The sequence below is a fragment of the Nocardioides sp. 616 genome, assembly GCF_002930065.1.
Taxonomy (GTDB): domain Bacteria; phylum Actinomycetota; class Actinomycetes; order Propionibacteriales; family Nocardioidaceae; genus Nocardioides; species Nocardioides houyundeii.
In genome coordinates this window covers 66,296-82,390 of sequence record NZ_POAG01000023.1, presented here as the reverse complement: position 1 = coordinate 82,390, position 16,095 = coordinate 66,296, and the positions used below count along the sequence as shown (strand labels likewise).

General features: G+C 72.4%; 15 protein-coding genes. 4 read left to right on the top strand and 11 right to left on the bottom strand.

The annotated features are described in order from the left end of the window. The first annotated feature begins 141 nt into the window (after nucleotides 1–141). Complete coding sequence (locus C5H89_RS16535) at nucleotides 142–954, top strand: hypothetical protein (RefSeq protein ID WP_104108076.1); 813 nt, start codon at nucleotides 142–144, stop codon at nucleotides 952–954. 85 nt (nucleotides 955–1,039) lie between these two features. On the opposite strand, the gene C5H89_RS16530 is transcribed toward C5H89_RS16535, so the two are convergent. The 4 genes from C5H89_RS16530 to C5H89_RS16515 all read right to left on the bottom strand — a co-directional run bounded on the left by C5H89_RS16530 (nucleotide 1,040) and on the right by C5H89_RS16515 (nucleotide 4,072). Beyond that, the gene (locus tag C5H89_RS16530) at nucleotides 1,040–1,234 is read right to left on the bottom strand and encodes a hypothetical protein (protein WP_104108075.1); all 195 of its coding nucleotides are present in this window, start codon (nucleotides 1,232–1,234) and stop codon (nucleotides 1,040–1,042) included. Nucleotides 1,235–1,296: 62 nt separating this feature from the next. Further along, on the bottom strand, nucleotides 1,297–1,581 hold the full coding sequence (locus tag C5H89_RS16525) for a WhiB family transcriptional regulator (RefSeq protein WP_205305088.1): 285 nt from the start codon (nucleotides 1,579–1,581) through the stop codon (nucleotides 1,297–1,299). A gap of 108 nt (nucleotides 1,582–1,689) precedes the next feature. Then, complete coding sequence (locus C5H89_RS16520) at nucleotides 1,690–1,878, bottom strand: hypothetical protein (RefSeq protein WP_162799430.1); 189 nt, start codon at nucleotides 1,876–1,878, stop codon at nucleotides 1,690–1,692. Between the two features lie 154 nt (nucleotides 1,879–2,032). Then, nucleotides 2,033–4,072: an ATP-dependent DNA helicase UvrD2 gene (locus tag C5H89_RS16515; protein WP_104108072.1), complete on the bottom strand. Its 2,040-nt coding sequence runs from the start codon at nucleotides 4,070–4,072 to the stop codon at nucleotides 2,033–2,035. Nucleotides 4,073–4,165: 93 nt separating this feature from the next. On the opposite strand from C5H89_RS16515, the gene C5H89_RS16510 reads away from it, so the two are divergent. Then, nucleotides 4,166–4,414, top strand: coding sequence for a mycoredoxin (locus C5H89_RS16510; protein WP_104108071.1), 249 nt, complete (start codon nucleotides 4,166–4,168; stop codon nucleotides 4,412–4,414). A gap of 9 nt (nucleotides 4,415–4,423) precedes the next feature. On the opposite strand, the gene nudC is transcribed toward C5H89_RS16510, so the two are convergent. Beyond that, nucleotides 4,424–5,344 carry an NAD(+) diphosphatase gene (gene nudC, locus C5H89_RS16505; protein ID WP_240181920.1) on the bottom strand — a complete coding sequence of 307 codons (921 nt, stop codon included), beginning with the start codon at nucleotides 5,342–5,344 and terminating at the stop codon, nucleotides 4,424–4,426. 22 nt (nucleotides 5,345–5,366) lie between these two features. Between nudC and deoD the strand changes: the two genes are divergently transcribed. Continuing rightward, the gene (gene deoD / locus C5H89_RS16500) at nucleotides 5,367–6,086 is read left to right on the top strand and encodes a purine-nucleoside phosphorylase (RefSeq protein ID WP_104108070.1); all 720 of its coding nucleotides are present in this window, start codon (nucleotides 5,367–5,369) and stop codon (nucleotides 6,084–6,086) included. On the opposite strand, the gene C5H89_RS16495 is transcribed toward deoD, so the two are convergent. Genes C5H89_RS16495 through moeZ form a run of 6 tightly spaced genes read right to left on the bottom strand, consistent with a single transcriptional unit; the run spans nucleotide 6,055 to nucleotide 15,224 of the window. After that, nucleotides 6,055–9,300, bottom strand: coding sequence for an ATP-dependent DNA helicase (locus C5H89_RS16495; protein ID WP_240181919.1), 3,246 nt, complete (start codon nucleotides 9,298–9,300; stop codon nucleotides 6,055–6,057). The genes deoD and C5H89_RS16495 overlap by 32 nt on opposite strands. Further along, nucleotides 9,297–12,551, bottom strand: coding sequence for an ATP-dependent DNA helicase (locus tag C5H89_RS16490; protein WP_104108069.1), 3,255 nt, complete (start codon nucleotides 12,549–12,551; stop codon nucleotides 9,297–9,299). The genes C5H89_RS16495 and C5H89_RS16490 overlap by 4 nt, the downstream gene beginning before the upstream one ends. A gap of 58 nt (nucleotides 12,552–12,609) precedes the next feature. Continuing rightward, on the bottom strand, nucleotides 12,610–12,936 hold the full coding sequence (locus C5H89_RS16485) for a cupin domain-containing protein (protein ID WP_162799429.1): 327 nt from the start codon (nucleotides 12,934–12,936) through the stop codon (nucleotides 12,610–12,612). 10 nt (nucleotides 12,937–12,946) lie between these two features. After that, entirely contained in the window at nucleotides 12,947–13,624 is a 678-nt protein-coding gene (locus tag C5H89_RS16480) for a lysophospholipid acyltransferase family protein (RefSeq protein WP_104108067.1), read from the bottom strand. A gap of 15 nt (nucleotides 13,625–13,639) precedes the next feature. Then, nucleotides 13,640–13,975 (bottom strand): MGMT family protein, encoded by a 336-nt coding sequence (locus tag C5H89_RS16475; RefSeq protein WP_104108066.1) that lies wholly within the window; start codon nucleotides 13,973–13,975, stop codon nucleotides 13,640–13,642. A 49-nt stretch (nucleotides 13,976–14,024) separates the two neighbouring features. Beyond that, entirely contained in the window at nucleotides 14,025–15,224 is a 1,200-nt protein-coding gene (gene moeZ, locus C5H89_RS16470; RefSeq protein WP_104108065.1) for an adenylyltransferase/sulfurtransferase MoeZ, read from the bottom strand. 207 nt (nucleotides 15,225–15,431) lie between these two features. Between moeZ and C5H89_RS16465 the strand changes: the two genes are divergently transcribed. Next, complete coding sequence (locus C5H89_RS16465; protein ID WP_240181918.1) at nucleotides 15,432–16,079, top strand: TetR/AcrR family transcriptional regulator; 648 nt, start codon at nucleotides 15,432–15,434, stop codon at nucleotides 16,077–16,079. Nucleotides 16,080–16,095: the final 16 nt, after the last annotated feature.

The window sequence follows — 16,095 nt, the reverse complement described above, 5'->3', positions numbered from 1 at the left end:
CCTGACGACGGCGTCACCCGATCCGGGTGACGCCGTCGTCGTTTCTCGACCCGAGGCCGCATTCGGCGGACCCGCAAGGTTCACCGGGCCCCCTGTGGACGAGCTCGGCGGCTGAACCTGCGGTCCTGCGAGGCTGCCGGCATGACCTCCACCTCCGAGACGCTGAGACTGCGCCGCGGAGTCGGCGTACTGCCGCGCGGCAACGGCCTGCTGCAGGTCGGACATGACCCCAGCCGGCGGGTGCTGCTCCCCGACACTCCCTCCATCGCCGGATTCCTCCACGAGCTCGCGGCCGGGGTCGACCCGCCTCAGGCTCCGGAGCTGGAGCAGGTCGTGGCCACCTTGCGGAACAACGGCCTGGTGGTGGACGCGGGCGACCGGCGCCGTCGTCATCGCGCTCGCTCCAGGACCTCGGTGGAGGTCCTGGGACCCGACCCCTGGCGACGAGAGCTGACCCTGCTGCTCGTGGAGGCGGGCCTGGGCCTCCCGGGGCTGTCGCTGCCCTCCCAGGACGGGACGGCGGCCGGCGGCGTCACGGTGCTGCTCAGTGCCGGTGAGCCGGACCGTGAGTACGTCGACGCCCTCACCCATGCCGGCGACCCGGTGCTGTTCCTCGGCGTGGTCGACGCCCGGGTCCGGCTGGGACCGTTCGTGCTGCCGGGAGTCACCGCGTGCCTGCGCTGCGTCGATGCCCACCTCGCCGCCGCCGACCCGTGGCACAGCGGGGCGCTGCCGGCCGCCCGCGGTGAGTTCCCCCTGGACCTCCCGCCGTTGCTGATGCGGCTGGCGCTGGTCCGCGCCGCCGGGGACGTAGCGGTGTGGGCCGAGGGCCGGCGCCCCCAGACCTGGTCGGCGACCACCTGGCTCGGGGAGGATCTGGACGCCGAGCACGAGACGTGGACCCGGCACCCGCACTGCGGCTGCAGCTGGGGAGACTCCCTGTTGACCCGATGACCCGGTTCGACACCTCGAGCCGAGCCCAGGACTTCGGGCTCGGCTCGGGGTGGTCGGTGATGCGATGTGCCGGGCTGGTCGTGCCTCAGATCGCCCGGGCCAGGGCCAGTCGCGCCTGCTGGGCAGCGCGCTCGGCCTTGCGGCTCATCCGCTGGGCGGCTGCCACATGACGTCCGCGCCGCAGTTCTTGCGCCTCTCCCAGGCGCACGGAATGCTGACTGCGAGCCAGCTCCTCATACATCAGGTTCATCTCAATGCTTCCGTTCTGTGTGGTCTTCACGTCTCGTGGTCTTCACTTCTGCTGGTCGTCGAGTCCTAGAGTCCCTGGCCGAGGCCCGCGGGTCAGGCAGCGAAACCGTCCGGGCTCTTGCGGGGCCGGCCCCGGGGCCGCTTGCGTGGGATCACCGCTCCCTGGAGGAAAAGCTCCCCACCCCAGACGCCCCATGGCTCGCGCCGCTCCAAGGCCTCGGCGAGGCACTGGGTCCGGACCGGGCAGCCCTGGCACAGACTCTTGGCGTGCTCCACGTCCTCGGGACGCTCGGCGAACCAGAGCTCCGGGTCGTTGACGCGGCACGGAGCCGACGACGGGTCCGAGGTCTCGGTGCGGTCGAGAACGCTGGTGGTCATATGTGTCACCTCCTTGGGTGCTGACCTGGTCATGGGCGGATGAGGAAAAAGAAAAGGCCGCGAATCCCGGTGAGGGATCCGCGGCCTGGAGATGCCGTCTGTCAGCTGTCAACAGAGCGGTGGTCTCCAGGCAGAGTTCTCCCAGATAACGGGCTTGTTCGGCGCCACGAGGCGGCAGGCACCCTCGCTGGCGACCGAACCCACGCCGTGGCCGGCGTAGGTCCCGGTGGCAGCACCGGTCACGCGCGCGCCAAAGGACGGCAGCTGGGCCGTCCCGGTGTTGGTGATGCTGTCCATGCGGTCCACCTCCTCGACTCCTCTGGCGCCGACCGTGCCCCGGTCGTTGCGCGACGTGATTGCGTTCACAGAAAACTATCGTGGCCCCGCGGTCAGGGGCAAACGAATTAATCGGGTATTTCGCGCCAGCTCGCTCCCAGCGGGTGCGCAGCCCTCAGGCGAGCAGCGCGCGGAGCTCCTCGCCGTACCGTTCGAGCTTCTTCGACCCCACCCCGGCGATGCTCAGCAGGTCGGCGTCGTTGGTCGGCCGCTTCTCCGCGATCAGCTGCAGGGTGGCGTCGGTGAAGATCACGTAGGCTGGCACCTCGTCGGCGCCGGCCCGCTCCCGCCGCCACTCACGCAGCGCCTCGTAGAGCGTCTCGTCGTACGAGGCGGGGCAGTCAGCGCACCGGCCCACCTTCTTCTCGGCCGCGCTGGCCAGCGGTCGTCCGCACTCGCGGCAGTGCAGTGCCTTCCGCGACCGCCGGGTGGGACGCTGGCCGCCGGGGGCGGTGAGCTCGGCGGATCCCGAGATCGACTCCAGGAAGCGCGAGGGCTTGCGGCTGGCGCGGCCCCCGGGGTTGCGGGCCTGGGCCCAGCTCAGCGACAGGACCCGACGAGCGCGCGTCATGCCCACGTACAGCAGCCGCCGCTCCTCCTCGACCTCGGCCGGCGACTGTGCGTAGATGATGGGCAGCGTCCCGTCGACCAGGCCCACGAGGAAGACCGCGTCCCACTCGAGTCCCTTGGCCGTGTGCAGCGTGGCCAGGGTGACCCCCTCGGCGACCGGGGCGTGCTGCTCGGCGGCGCGCCGGTCCAGGTCGTCGACGAAGGCCCCGAGGTCTCCCCCGTCACGGGCGAACTCCACAGCCTGGTCGACCAGTGCCTGCAGCGACTCCCACCGGTCCCGGGTCTGGCCGCGGGCAGTGGGGGCCTCAGCAGACCAGCCCATGCCGGAGAGCGTGTCGCGGACGACCTCCACCACGTCGGCGGCGGCTTCTCCGGAGCGGGCCGTGCCGCGCAGCAGGGTGACTGCCTGTCGCACCTCGGCGCGGTCGAAGAAGCGCGCCGCACCGCGCACCACGTACGGGACGCCGCGTGCCGCCAGGGCGTCCTCGAACGCCTCGGACTGGGCGTTGATGCGGAGCAGCACGGCGACCTCGCTCGCCGGGGTGCCGCTCTGGAGCAGACGCGCCACCCGCTCCGCGACTGCGGTGGCCTCCGCCACCTCGTCGGGGTGGGTGAACGACTCGACCTTCGGCCCGCTGGGTCGCTGGGCCACCAGCGCGACGCCCATGCTGGGCGTGCCGGCCAGCAGGGTGTTCGCGGCCTCCACGATCTCGGGAGTGGACCGGTAGTTGCGCACCAGCTCCAGCGAGATGGCGTTGGGGAACCGGGTCGGGAAGTCCTTGAGGTAGCCGGCGTCGGCCCCGGCGAAGGAGTAGATCGTCTGTGACGGGTCGCCCACGACGCACAGCTCGTCGCGGCCGCCGAGCCACAGGTCCAGCAGCGCCGACTGCAGCGGCGAGGCGTCCTGGAACTCGTCCACCACGAACCACTTGTACTGGCGTCGGACCTCCGCCGCGACACGGGCGTCGTCGGCCAGCATGCCGGCGGTGTAGAGGAGCACGTCCTCCATGTCCATCCGGTTCTGGGAGCGCTTGAGCTCCTCGTACGCCTCGTAGACGTGCGCCACCGTCTCCGGGGGCAGCTCGCCGACCTGCCGACCCCGGGCGGGGGCGGCCCGGGGATAGTCGTCGGGAGAGATGTTGCTGACCTTGGACCACTCGACCTCGGAGGCCAGGTCGCGCAGCACGGCCTGGTCCGGGCTCAGCCGCTGCCGGCGCGCGGCGGTGGCCATCAGGCCGAGCTTGGACTCCACCAGGACGGGCAGGTCCTGGCCGTGCACCCGCGGCCAGAAGTAGCGCAGCTGCCGCAGGGCGGCGGAGTGGAACGTCCGGGCCTGGACGCCCGCGGCGCCCAGGGTGCGCAGCCGACCCCGCATCTCGCCCGCGGCCCGCGTGGTGAAGGTGACGGCGAGCACCTCGGAAGGGACGTAGATGCCGGTGGCCACGCCCAGCGCGATGCGGTGGGTGATGGCGCGGGTCTTGCCGGTGCCCGCACCCGCCAGCACGCGCACCGGGCCACGCAGCGCCTCCGCGACCCGGCGCTGCTCGGGGTCGAGGGCCGAGAGCAGGTCGTCGGGGGTCGGCACGCGGGAACATCTCCTGAGGTGGCACGGTTGGCTGAGAAGGACGAGCCTAGACGTCCGCGGCGACAGCTGCGGACCCGGACGAAAGAGATGTGCATGAGCACCTTCACGATGTACAGCACCCCCTGGTGCGGCTACTGCCACCGGCTGAAGTCACAGCTGGAGCGAGAAGGGATCACGTTCGACGTCGTGGACATCGAGCAGCACCCCGAGGCGGTCGAGATCGTGGAGAAGGCCAACAACGGCAACCAGACCGTCCCCACCCTGCTCTACGCCGACGGCTCCACCCAGACCAACCCGTCGCTGAAGCAGGTCAAGGAGAAGCTGGCCGCGCTGGCCGGCTGAGGGCTCGACTCACCAGCCTCCCTCCAAGGGCGACCCGTACCAGGTCTCCAGCAGCGAGGAGGAGATCGAGACCGAGCCCGGCACCACGATCTCGCGGGACGCGAGCCGGGCGCGCAGGTCCTCGCGGGTGAACCACCGGGCCTCGGCGATCTCGGCCCCGTCGACGTCGATCTCCGTGGTTACGGCCTCGGCGACGAACCCGATCATCAGGCTCGCAGGCAGGGGCCAGGGCTGGCTGCCGAAGTAGGTCACCGCACCCACGGTGATCCCCACCTCCTCGGCCACCTCACGACGTACGGCGTCCTCCAGGGTCTCGCCGGGCTCGCAGAACCCGGCGAGCGTGGACCAGCGGTCAGCCGGCCAGGTGGCTTGGCGTCCGAGCAGGATCTGCTTGGACTCGGTGCCCGCCTCTCCGTGGGTCACCGCCATGATCACCGCCGGGTCGAGCCGCGGGAACTGCGACTTGCCGCAACCGGTGCACAGCAGCTCGTGCCCCGCCGCGCGCGGCTGCAGGTCACTTCCGCACCGCGGGCAGTGCCGGGTGCTCCAGTGCCACTCGGCGAGACCCACGGCGTGGAAGAGCCAGGGGGCCTCGCGCGGCCCGGCCTCCTGGTCCGACAGCGCGCCGAAGAGCCCGCGCAGCGGCAGCCAGCCCTCCTCCTCCTCCGAGGCCGGCAGCAGGACCGCGAACCGGGTGACCTGGTCGCTGCGCCCCAGCAGCACGCGCAGCCCCTCCTGCGGAGCCTGGTCCGGCGACAGCCAGTGCACCCGCCCCTGGACGGCCCGCACCCGGGTGCCGGACACCACCAGGACCCGGGTGCTGGGATCCGCCCACTGCTCGGCGAGCCACCGGGCGTCGGTTCGGTGCAGCCCTTCGCGGTTGTGGGCATGGGCCGACAGGGCGACGTGAGGCAGTTCGCGGAGGGGCACGTTGCGAGGATAGTTTCCCTCCATGAGCACCCACATCGGCGCAGCCGCCGGCCAGATCGCTCCGGTGGTCCTGATGCCCGGAGACCCGCTGCGCGCGAAGTGGATCGCCGAGACCTTCCTCACCGATGCCAGCTGCTACAGCGAGGTCCGGGGGATGCTCGGCTACACCGGCACCTGGCGCGGCCAGCCGATCTCGGTCCAAGGCTCCGGAATGGGCCAGGCGTCGCTGGCGATCTACGCCCACGAGCTCTTCGTCGAGTACGACGTGGCCACGATCATCCGCGTCGGCTCCTGCGGCGCGCTGACCGAGAACCTCGCGGTGCGTGACGTGGTCATCGCCTCCGGCGCCTGCACCGACTCCTCCATGAACACCCACCGGTTCGGCGGCTACCACTACGCCCCGGTGGCCGACTTCGAACTGCTGCGCGCCGCCCACGACGCCGCGCAGGCCAGGGACGACGTACGCAGCCACGTGGGCCTGATCTTCTCCAGCGACTCGTTCTACTCCTCCCGCCCCGAGCTGATGAAGCCGATGGTCGACCACGGGGTGCTGGCGGTGGAGATGGAGGCCAGCGCGCTCTACACCGCGGCGGCCGCGGACGGGCGCCGGGCACTGGCCATCTGCACCGTCTCGGACCACATGATCACCGGCGAGGAGACCACGGCAGCCGAGCGTGAGCAGACGTTCGGCGCGATGGTCGACATCGCCCTCACCGCGGCTCTGGCGGTCGGCCCGGCCTGACGAGCGCCTCCAGGTCCGCGCGGTCCGGGAGTCCCTCGGGCTCGACGGTCCGGCCGGTGCGCACGTGGTGGAACACCGCGCGCACCCGCTCCAGCGGCAGGCCGTGCAGCTCGGCCCAGGCGATGCGGTAGACGGCCAGCTGCAGCGGATCGGCGGCCTCGTGACGCCCTGTCTTCCAGTCGACCAGGAGGTGGCTCCCGTCCGGCTCGCGGTAGATCGCGTCGATCCGTCCCCGGACGACCTGGCCGGCCAGCAGCAGCGCGAACGGCGCCTCGACCGCGTGCGGCACCCGCTCCGCGAACGGGCCCTTCTCGAAGCGGGTGATGACCTCCTGGAGGTCGAACCCGTCGTCGATGTCGCTGTCGAACCGCCCGGGCAGCTCGTCGGGGTCGATGAGCCCCTGCTGACCGAACCGGGACTCCACCCAGGCGTGGAAGCGCGTCCCGAAACGGGCCGCCGGGGACGGCGCTCGGGGCATCGGCCGCGCCAGGTCCGCGGCGAAGGCGTCCGGGTCGTCGCGCAGCCGCGACAGCGACGTGGCGCTGAGGCTGGAGGGCAGGGCCACCTCCAGGGCGGTGGAGCCGTCTCGACGCGCCTCCACCAGCAGTCGCTCGAGCTCCTCGTCCCAGGTGGAGATCCGGGCCTGCTCCAGCAGGTCCAGCTCAGCGGTCTCCGGGGCGCTCGGGGCGGCCCCGCGATCCATCGCCTCGCGCACCAGCTCGGCTGCGGCAATCCGGTGCATCGCCTCGGTGGTCCGCTCGGTGACCGGCCACGGACGCTCGGTGACCCCGGTCAGCAGCGGGTTGCGCGTCTCGGGGTCGGGCTTGGCCGACCAGGACTCGGGCTCGGCTCCCCACTGCGACATCGTGGCCCGGATGCTGTCCTGGTAGGGCGACGGCCCCAAGGGGGTCTTGCGCGACTCCGTCCACAGGTGGGACGAGACCACGAGCTCGTGCCGGGGCCGGGTGAAGGCGACATAGCCCAGCCTGAGCTCCTCGGTCGCGGCGTGCTTGCGCGAGGCCTCGCGGAAGTCCTCCAGGTCCTTCTTGGTGTGCCCCTTGAGAGCGGGGAGGTCACGAGCGTCGCCGCGCAGCGGGGAGGGCAGGACCGCCGGTCCCCCGGTCCACAGGGTGCGTCCGCGGGTGTTGGGGAACTTCTCCTCGCACACCCCGACGCAGAAGACCACGTCCCACTCCAGCCCCTTGGCCCGGTGCACCGTGAGGAGCTTGATCGAGTCGGCCTCGGTCGGGGTCGCCACGTCGAGGCCGTTGCCGAGCTCGTCCTCCGCGGTGAGGTAGGCCAGCAGCGCCCCCAGCCCCACGTGCCCGTCGACGCCCTGGAAGTCTGCGACCGCCTTCACGAACAGGTCCAGGTTGTCGCGACGGGCCCGCGCCGCCTTGCTCACGGCGGAGGCGAGCTCGATGTCGATCCCGGTGGTGTCGATGATGCGCCGCACCAGGTCGAGCAGCGGCTCGCCGGTGTGCTGACGCAGCTGACGCAGCTCCGCGGAGAGGGCGGCGAAGCGCTCGCGCGCCTCGGCGGAGTAGGGCCCGTGCCCGGGGTCGTCGAGGGCGTCGGCCAGGGAGACGATCTCCATCGGGTCGGCACCGGCGACCGCGTCGGCGAGCTGCTCCTCCACGTTCGCCCGGGGCTCGCCCCGCGACGTGCCCGGGCCCACCAGCTCTTCGGCACGCCTGCCGAGCAGAGCCAGGTCGCGCGGCCCCACGGCCCAACGAGGACCGTTGAGCAGGGTGAGCAGCGCCGCGTTGGCGGTCAGGTCCTGCAGCAAGGTCAAGGTGGCCACGACCTCGGCGACCTCGGGCAGCCGGAGCAGGCCCTGGAGACCCACGATCTCCACCGGGACGTCGGCCGCGGAGAGCCCGTCGAAGACGTCGGCGGCATGGGCGTTGTCGCGCACCAGCACCCCGATCTCCCGCCAGGCCGGCGTGCCGGGGTGCTCGGCGACGAGCCGGTTCCGCGCCTCCTGGACCTCCGCCGCCAGCCACGCGAGCTCGTCGGCGTATGTCTCGTGCACCGCGAGCCGCACCCCGCCGTCGGCGGCGTCACCGGGCGCCCGCAGGGGCTCCACCGAGTCGAGCGACTCGTAGAGCGGCCGGGCCAGCTCGTTGGCCGCCGCCAGGATGCGCCGGTCCGAGCGCCGGTTGACGGTCAGCGGGAAGGTCGGCACCGGCGCCCCGTCGGCTCGTGGGAAGTCCAGCCCGAAGCCGAGGATGTTGGAGACCGAGGCCCCGCGCCAGCCATAGATCGCCTGGTTGGGGTCGCCCACCGCCATCACGGGGTGGCCGCGCCCGGACTCCGCGTCGGGACCGGAGAAGAGGCGGCTCAGCATGGTCGCCTGCGCCACCGAGGTGTCCTGGTACTCGTCGAGCAGGACCATCTTGAACTTGCGACGTTCCTCCACCCCGACCTCGGACCGCTCGGTCGCCAGGCGGGCGGCGAGCGAGATCTGGTCGGAGAAATCCATGACCTGGTGGTCGGCCTTGAGCCGGCGATAGGTCTGCACCAGCGAGAGCAGCTCCTCGCGTCGGTCGATCACGTTCATCGCGTCCAGGGCCGGCTTCCTGGCCCGCTCGGTCACCGAGACATGCTCGAAGGCCGCCCGGGTCCGGGCGTCGAACTCGCGCACCTGGGCCACGTCGACCAGGTGCTCGCTCATCGCGCCGTCCAGGCCGAGGATGTAGTTGACGACCGTGGGCGGGTGGTCGCTGAGCAGCGCCACCGGGCCGACGTGCCGCTGGATCGCCCGGACAGCGAGCTGGTAGCGGGTGGCGTCTGCCAGCACCCGGGTGTCCGGCTCGTGCCCGATGCGCAGACCGTGCTCGGTCAGCAGCGCGGAGGCGTAGGCGTTGTAGGTGGCGACCGTGGGCTCCAGCACCTCCTCGCCGTCCTCGGCCGAGGTGCTGCCCCCGGCCAGGCCCGCCTCGCGCAGGGCGTCGGCGACCCGTCGGCGCAGCTCGCTGGCGGCCTTCGTGGTGAAGGTCAACCCCAAGATCTCGTGCGGAGCGACCCGGCCGGTGGCGACCAGGTGCACCACCCGAGCGGCCATCAGGGAGGTCTTGCCGGAGCCGGCGCCCGCGATCACCACCGCCGGTGCCAGAGGGGCGTCGATCGCCGCCCACTGCTGGTCCGAGACCTGGAAGTCGGTCCCCATCACCCGCTGCAGGTCGGCGGGGCCGGAGATGTCCACGATCACGACAGCACCGTCCCGCTCCCCTTGATCGGGCACAGGGTGATGAAGTCGCAACGGTCGCAGTGGGCACCGGACCGGGCGGGGAACTCCTCGGCACGCAGCGCGCCCACGGCGGCCGAGAGCTGCTCCTCGATCAGGAGGGGCCCCTCGGCTGCCGGGTCTGGCGGCGACTGGAACTGGGTCACCACCTCCCCCCGTGACTCGTGCCGCAGCTGCACCAGCTCGGCACCTCCGACCTGCACCGGACCGGGCACGTGCGGCGCCAGAGCCTCGTCGAGGGCACCGTGGGCCACGGCGTACTGGTAGAGCGCGAGCTGGGGGTGATCGGCCACCTCGTCCTTGGTGGGCCTGTGCTTGCCGGTCTTGAGGTCCACCACCACGACCCGGCCGTCGTCGTCGATCTCGATGCGGTCTGCGAAGCCGTAGAGCGTGACGTGCTGCCCGTCCGGCAGCACCACGCTCACCTGGAGGCGCTGCTCGACCTCCACCAGCGTCCTGGCCCCGGGGGCGCGGTGCCAGGCCAGGAACCGGCGCAGTGCCGACTCCACCTGGTCGCGCTCGCGACTGGCCGACCACGGGGTCCGGAACGGGATCTGGTCCCAGACCTGGTCCACCATGGCCATCAGCTCGCCGATCAGCTCGGCCGGCGACGACTGTGGGTCGCCCAGCTCGCCTCGTGCCACCCGCTCTGCCAGGGCATGGACGACGAGACCGAAGCCCTGGGACGAGGTGGTCGAGGTCGCTCCCCCGGCCTCCCGCTCGAGGAACCAGTGCGCGGGGCACTCCAGCAGGGCGCTCAGGGTGCTGGCCGACATGGTCACCGGGCGCTCCAGCTCGCGCAGCGGCTGGTCGGAGCGGGAGAGGCCACGCGTCCCCCACCACGAGTCTGGATCGGCCTGGGGCACCAGCGGGAACTGGCCCCGACGCTCCGCGGCGAGCGCCGCCAGCCGCTCGGCCGCAGCTCGGCGCAGGCCCTCGCTGCTCCCCGGGTCGGCGGTCACCCGGCGCAGCTCGGCCACCAGCCCGGCCAGGCTCAGCGGCCGGGAGGGCCGTCCGCTGAGGTGGGTCGTCGAGACCTCGAGCTCGGCCAGGAACCGGCTGGGCTGCTCGCCCTCGTCCTCGGCGGACCGGACGGCCGTGACCACCAGCCGGCGCCGGGCCCGGGTGCACGCGACGTAGAAGAGGCGGCGCTCCTCCTGCAGCGACTCCCTGGCCGACGTCGGCTCCTGGAGCTGGTCCCGGCCGATCCGGTCGGCGCGCAGCAGGGTCGCCCGGCGCCGCAGGTCGGGCCAGCCCTCCTCCTGCACGTGCGCCACCACCACCAGCTCCCACTCCAGGCCCTTGGAGCGGTGGGCGGTCAGCAGCCTCACGGCCTCGCCGCGCACGCCGCGCTCGGAGAGGGTGTCGGCCGGCAGGTCCTGCGCGGTGAGGGAGGCGAGGAAGGCCCCGACCCCGAGATGTCCCTGCTGCTCCTCCGCACGCGCCGCGGTGTCGAAGAGCGCGCAGATGGCGTCCAGGTCCCGGTGCGCCAACCGGGCCGAGGACCCGCTCTGCTCTACCGCCGTCCGGAGCCGTCGGGGCCAGGAGGTCCCCGACCACAGGTGCCACAGCACCTCCTCGGCGGTGGCGCCCGTCAGCAGGAGGTCACGGGCCCCGTGCAGCAGCGAGCCCAGGGCCCGCGCCCGGGTCCCGGCGCGGCCGTCCACGTCCTCCAGCAGGGCGGGGTCCAGCACCGCGGCCCGCACCAGGTCCGCAGAGGGACGCGGGCTACGGCCCTCGGCCTCGGCGCGGGCGCGGTCGGCGGTCCGGAGTGCCCGGGCGAGACTGCGGACGTCGGTGGCGTCCATCCCGGCCAGCGGCGACATCAGCAGGTCCTGGACCGCGATCCCGTCGACGTACGTCGGCGCGGCGGGGTCCTCGACGTCGAGGTGGAGCACCGTGCGCAGGGCGTCCAGCAACGGCCGCACCGCCGTCTCGTGGACCAGCGGAGTGTCGTCGGCGGCGACCTCGATCGGCACCCCGGCCGCGGTCAGCGACCTGCGCAGCGCCGGGATGCTCTGCTGGCCCGAGCGGACCACCACCGCCATGTCAGACCAGGCGACGTCATCCTCCAGGTGGGCACGGCGCAGCAGGTCGGCGAGGTGCTCGGCCTCGGCCCGCTCGGTGTCGAACGTCAGGACCTCGATCTTGCCGGGATCCGAGCGCGAGGAGACCGGCGAGAGGAACGCCTCCTTGGCGGCATCCGGGATGGTGCCGGGCAGCGCCAGCCGGCGGGCGACGCGCTGTGCGCCGAGCAGCACGTGCGGGCCGAAGCGCCGGGTGGTCTGCAGCGCCACCACGTCGGCCGGGGCCCCGTCGGCGCGGGGGAAGGCGGTCGGGAACTCCAGGATGCCGCGCACCTCGGCCCCGCGGAAGCCGTAGATGGACTGGTGGGGATCGCCCACCACGGTCAGGTTGCGGCCGTCGCCGCCGAGGGCGCGCAGCAGGTCGACCTGCCCCGGATCGGTGTCCTGGTACTCGTCGACGAAGACGTGGGAGAACTCCGCGCGCAGCTCGTCACGATGCGTCTGCGCCACCAGCGCCGCGCGACGGATCAGGTCTCCGTAGTCGATGGCGCCGAGGCTGTCGAGGACGTCGAGGTAGTGGTCCATGAAGTAGCCCGCGGCCTCGAACTCCGGCAGCTCGTGCGCCGCGCCCAGCGTGCGCAGGCCGAGCCCGTCGAGGCCCTTCTCCCGGGCGCGCGCCAGGACGTCGTGGACCTCCCTGGCGAAGCCCCGGGTGCCGAGCGCCCGCCGCAGCGACTCGGGCCACCGGACGCTCTCGGCGGAGTGGGCCAGCAGCTCGGCCAGGACCACGTCCTGCTCGGGGGCCGAGAGCAGTCGCAGCGGCGTCGCGTACAGCTCGGCCGGCGCGTAGCGGCGCACCAGCGCGTAGGCGAAGGAGTGGAACGTGGAGGAGGCGGTGGCGGCCGTGGTGCGTCCCAGCCGCGCGGTGATCCGGTCCCGCAGCTGCTCGGCCGCCTTGCGGGAGAAGGTGAGCGTGAGCACGCCGTCGGGGCGGGCCCCGTGCTCCACCCGGTCCACCACCGCCTCCACCAGGGTGGTGGTCTTGCCCGTGCCCGGGCCGGCCAGCACGAGCAGCGGCCCCGTCCGGTGCTCCACCACTCGGCGCTGATGGGCGTCGAGCACCGGCACGTCGACGTCGACCGCCGGCGGAACCAGGGTGTACGTCGTCCGCGGCGCTGCGCTGCTCATGCCCACGAGCCAACCATCAGCCGCCGACATCCCTGGGACCGGCCGGTGCGGGTGCCTCTCAACGCTCGCCGGCCACCAGCATGGTCACGGTCATGGTGGAGTCGGCGAGGGCGTGCACCGCGTGCGGCACCTTCGGCGGCAGGTGGATCAGGTCCCCGGGGCGCAGGTCGTGCTCGGCCCCACCGACCTCGAACCGCAGGTGTCCGGCCAGGCACTGGACGATGACCGCGTGGTGCGCCTGGTGCTCGTGGAGGCTCTGGCCGGCGGCGAACTCGAAGAGCACCACGTGGGCGTCCTGGGCGACGAGCACGTTCTGCGCCCGCGGCTTGTCCTCGAACGGCTCCAACATGCCGATGAGGCCGGGCAGGTAGGTGGGCTCTTCCATGGTCGCCACCCTACGGCTGCTCAGCAGAAGGCGGGCGCTCGTTGTACACCCCGGCCTCGTCCTGACCGCTCAGCGCGGCGATCCTGGCCATCACCGCGTCTGTCACCTCGCGGCGGGCGCGACCCGCCGGGACGCCGGCGTCGGCGCCGGTGAAGTCCATCGGCTCCCCGAAGCTGACCCGGACCTTGACCAGGCGCGGGAGCCTGGCCCCGACCGGCTGGAGCTCCTGGGTGCCACTGAGCCCGACCGGCACCACCGGCACGCCGGCGCTCAGCGCCAGGTGGGCCATCCCGGTGCGGCCGCGGTAGAGCCGGCCGTCGCGGCTGCGGGTGCCCTCGGGATAGATCCCGAAGGCCTCGCCGCGGGCCAGCACCTCCAGCGCCACGTCCAGGCTGCTCAGGGCGGCGCGGGAGTCGTCGCGGTCCACCGGCAGCATCCCCATCCCCTGGAACCACCCGCGGACCAGCGCCCCCCGCAGCCCCGGGCCGTCGAAGTAGTCGGACTTGGCCAGGAACACCACGCGTCGAGGCACGACCACCGGGATGACCATGCTGTCGGCGAAGCTGAGGTGGTTGCTGGCCAGGATCACCCCGCCGGTCCTGGGCACGTGCTCCAGCCCGGAGACCTCGGGTTGCCACACCGCCCGGGCGAGCGGAGGCACCACCCGGTGCACGGCGTCGAAGAACATGGGCACATTGTGCCGTCAGGCCGGCCACGAGCCATCAGGGGCGGTCGCCGCGACGAACGCTCGGGGCAGGTCCACTCGGCCCGAGGGGCGCATCGGGGTGCCCTCGGCCAGGTGCAGGGAGCGGGCCCGGTCGACGTGGCCGGACGGCAGGGTGCCGTCCGCCCGGACGACCCGCCACCAGGGCACGGCACCGCCGTCGGTGGCCAGCACCGAGCCGACCTGCCGGGGGCCGCCCCCGCCCGCGACCGGTCCGAGAGCCTCGGCGATCGAGCCGTACGTCGTCACGTGCCCAGGGGGCACCCGCTCCACGCACTCCAGGACGAGCTCGGCGTACTCCCCGCGACCGATCACCGGCTCGCCCCTGCCTGCCGACCCGGCTCCCCCGGCGTCCCGGCCCGGCTCAGTACGTCGGCTGGCTGGGGTCGACCTGGTTGACCCAGGCCACCACGCCACCGCCGACGTGCACCGCGTCGGCCAGGCCGGCGCCCTGCACGATCGCCAGGCACTCCGCGGAGCGGACGCCGGACTTGCAGTGCAGCACGACCTGCTTGTCCGAGGGCAGCTGAGCCAGCGCGTTGCCGTTGAGGAACTCGCCCTTGGGGATCAGCACCGACCCGGGGATCCGGTTGATCTCGTACTCGCCCGGCTCGCGGACGTCGACCAGCACGAAGTCACGAGTGCCCTCCTCGCGCTCCTTGAGCATGGAGTCCAGCTGGGTCACCGAGATGGTGGAGCCGGCGGCGGCGTCGGCCGCCTCGTCGGAGATCGCGCCGCAGAAGGTGTCGTAGTCGATGAGCCCCTCGACGGTCGGGTTCTCCCCGCACAGGGCGCAGTCGGGGTCCTTGCGGACCCGGAGCTTGCGGTACTCCATCTCCAGGGCGTCGTAGATCATCAGCTTGCCGACCAGCGGCTCGCCGATGCCGGTGAGCAGCTTGATGGCCTCGTTGACCTGGATCGAGCCGATGGAGGCGCAGAGCACGCCCAGCACGCCGCCCTCGGCGCACGAGGGCACCATGCCCGGCGGCGGCGGCTCGGGGTAGAGGCACCGGTAGCAGGGCGCGTCGGGAGCCATGGACGGCGCGAAGACCGAGGCCTGGCCGTCGAAGCGGTAGATCGAGCCCCACACGTAGGGGATCTTGAGGAAGTACGCCGCGTCGTTGACCAGGTAGCGGGTGGCGAAGTTGTCGGTGCCGTCGACGATCAGGTCATAGCCCTCGAAGACCTCGAAGACGTTGTCGTTGTCCAGGCGCTCGGAGTGCAGCACCACCTCCACGAGCGGGTTGACCTCCTTGACCGAGTCGCGGGCCGACTCGCCCTTGGGGCGGCCGACGTCGGACTGGCCGTGGATGACCTGGCGCTGCAGGTTGGACTCGTCCACCTCGTCGAACTCGGCGATCCCCAGGGTGCCGACGCCGGCGGCAGCCAGGTACAGCAGTGCCGGAGAGCCCAGACCGCCCGCACCGATCACCAGCACCCGGGCGTTCTTGAGCCGCTTCTGGCCGGCCATCCCGACGTCGGGAATGATCAGGTGCCGGCTGTAGCGGCGCACCTCGTCGATGGTGAGCTCTGCGGCAGGCTCCACGAGCGGGGGGAAGGACACGGGGATGCTCCTCGGGGAAAGGGTGCGGGGTCGTCGGCTGCTGAACGCCGGACCGGCCTGCAATGTTCCCCTGCGGTCCCGCCGGGTGGGACGAACGTCCCGCGATGCGGACCCGGCGAGCGATGTTCCGGCGGCGCCTTCGAGGCGTCGTCGTCGTGAGGCAGTTGCCGACCGATAGCATCAACTCCTCACGAAGAGGAGAACAGCTTGAGTGCAGAGAAGTATGACGCTGAGCCCCGCCCGCGCGGCAGCCGGATGCCCCGCCGGGAGCGCCGGGCCCAGTTGCTCGACTCCGCGCTCGAGGTGTTCGTGGCGCACGGCTACCACTCGGCCGCGATGGACGACATCGCCGAGCGAGCCGGCGTCTCCAAGCCCGTGCTCTACCAGCACTTCCCCGGCAAGCTCGAGCTCTACCTGGCGCTGCTGGACGAGTCGTGCGAATCGATCACCGACAAGATCCGCGAGGCGCTCGCGAGCACCTCGGACAACAAGCAGCGGGTGGCCGCGGCCATCGCCGCGTTCTACGCCTACGTCGCCAACGACACCGGCGCCTTCCGGCTGGTCTTCGAGTCGGACCTGACCAACGAGCCGGCCGTGCGGGAGCGGGTCGACCGGGTCACCGAGGACTCCGCGGCCAGCATCGCCATCGTCATCCAGCAGGACACCGGTCTCCCCATGCAGGCGTGCCGGCTGCTGGCCGTCTCCCTGGTGGGGATGGGCCAGGTCAGCGCCCGTTTCTGGCTTGCTGGCAATGTTGACTCCGAAGAGGGCGAGCGGATCACCCAGTCCGACGCCGCCGCGCTGGTCGCCGCCCTGGCCTGGCGAGGCATCGGCGGCTACCCCAAGGAACAGTAAGGCCCCGCGCTCCGCG

Coding starts and splice junctions, on each gene's coding strand:
- C5H89_RS16535 (WP_104108076.1), top strand. CDS start 142: ATGACCTCCACCTCCGAGACGCTGAGACTGCGCCGCGGAGTCGGCGTA.
- C5H89_RS16525 (WP_205305088.1), bottom strand. CDS start 1,581: ATGACCACCAGCGTTCTCGACCGCACCGAGACCTCGGACCCGTCGTCG.
- C5H89_RS16520 (WP_162799430.1), bottom strand. CDS start 1,878: ATGGACAGCATCACCAACACCGGGACGGCCCAGCTGCCGTCCTTTGGC.
- C5H89_RS16510 (WP_104108071.1), top strand. CDS start 4,166: ATGAGCACCTTCACGATGTACAGCACCCCCTGGTGCGGCTACTGCCAC.
- deoD (WP_104108070.1), top strand. CDS start 5,367: ATGAGCACCCACATCGGCGCAGCCGCCGGCCAGATCGCTCCGGTGGTC.
- C5H89_RS16490 (WP_104108069.1), bottom strand. CDS start 12,551: ATGAGCAGCGCAGCGCCGCGGACGACGTACACCCTGGTTCCGCCGGCG.
- C5H89_RS16485 (WP_162799429.1), bottom strand. CDS start 12,936: ATGGAAGAGCCCACCTACCTGCCCGGCCTCATCGGCATGTTGGAGCCG.
- C5H89_RS16480 (WP_104108067.1), bottom strand. CDS start 13,624: ATGTTCTTCGACGCCGTGCACCGGGTGGTGCCTCCGCTCGCCCGGGCG.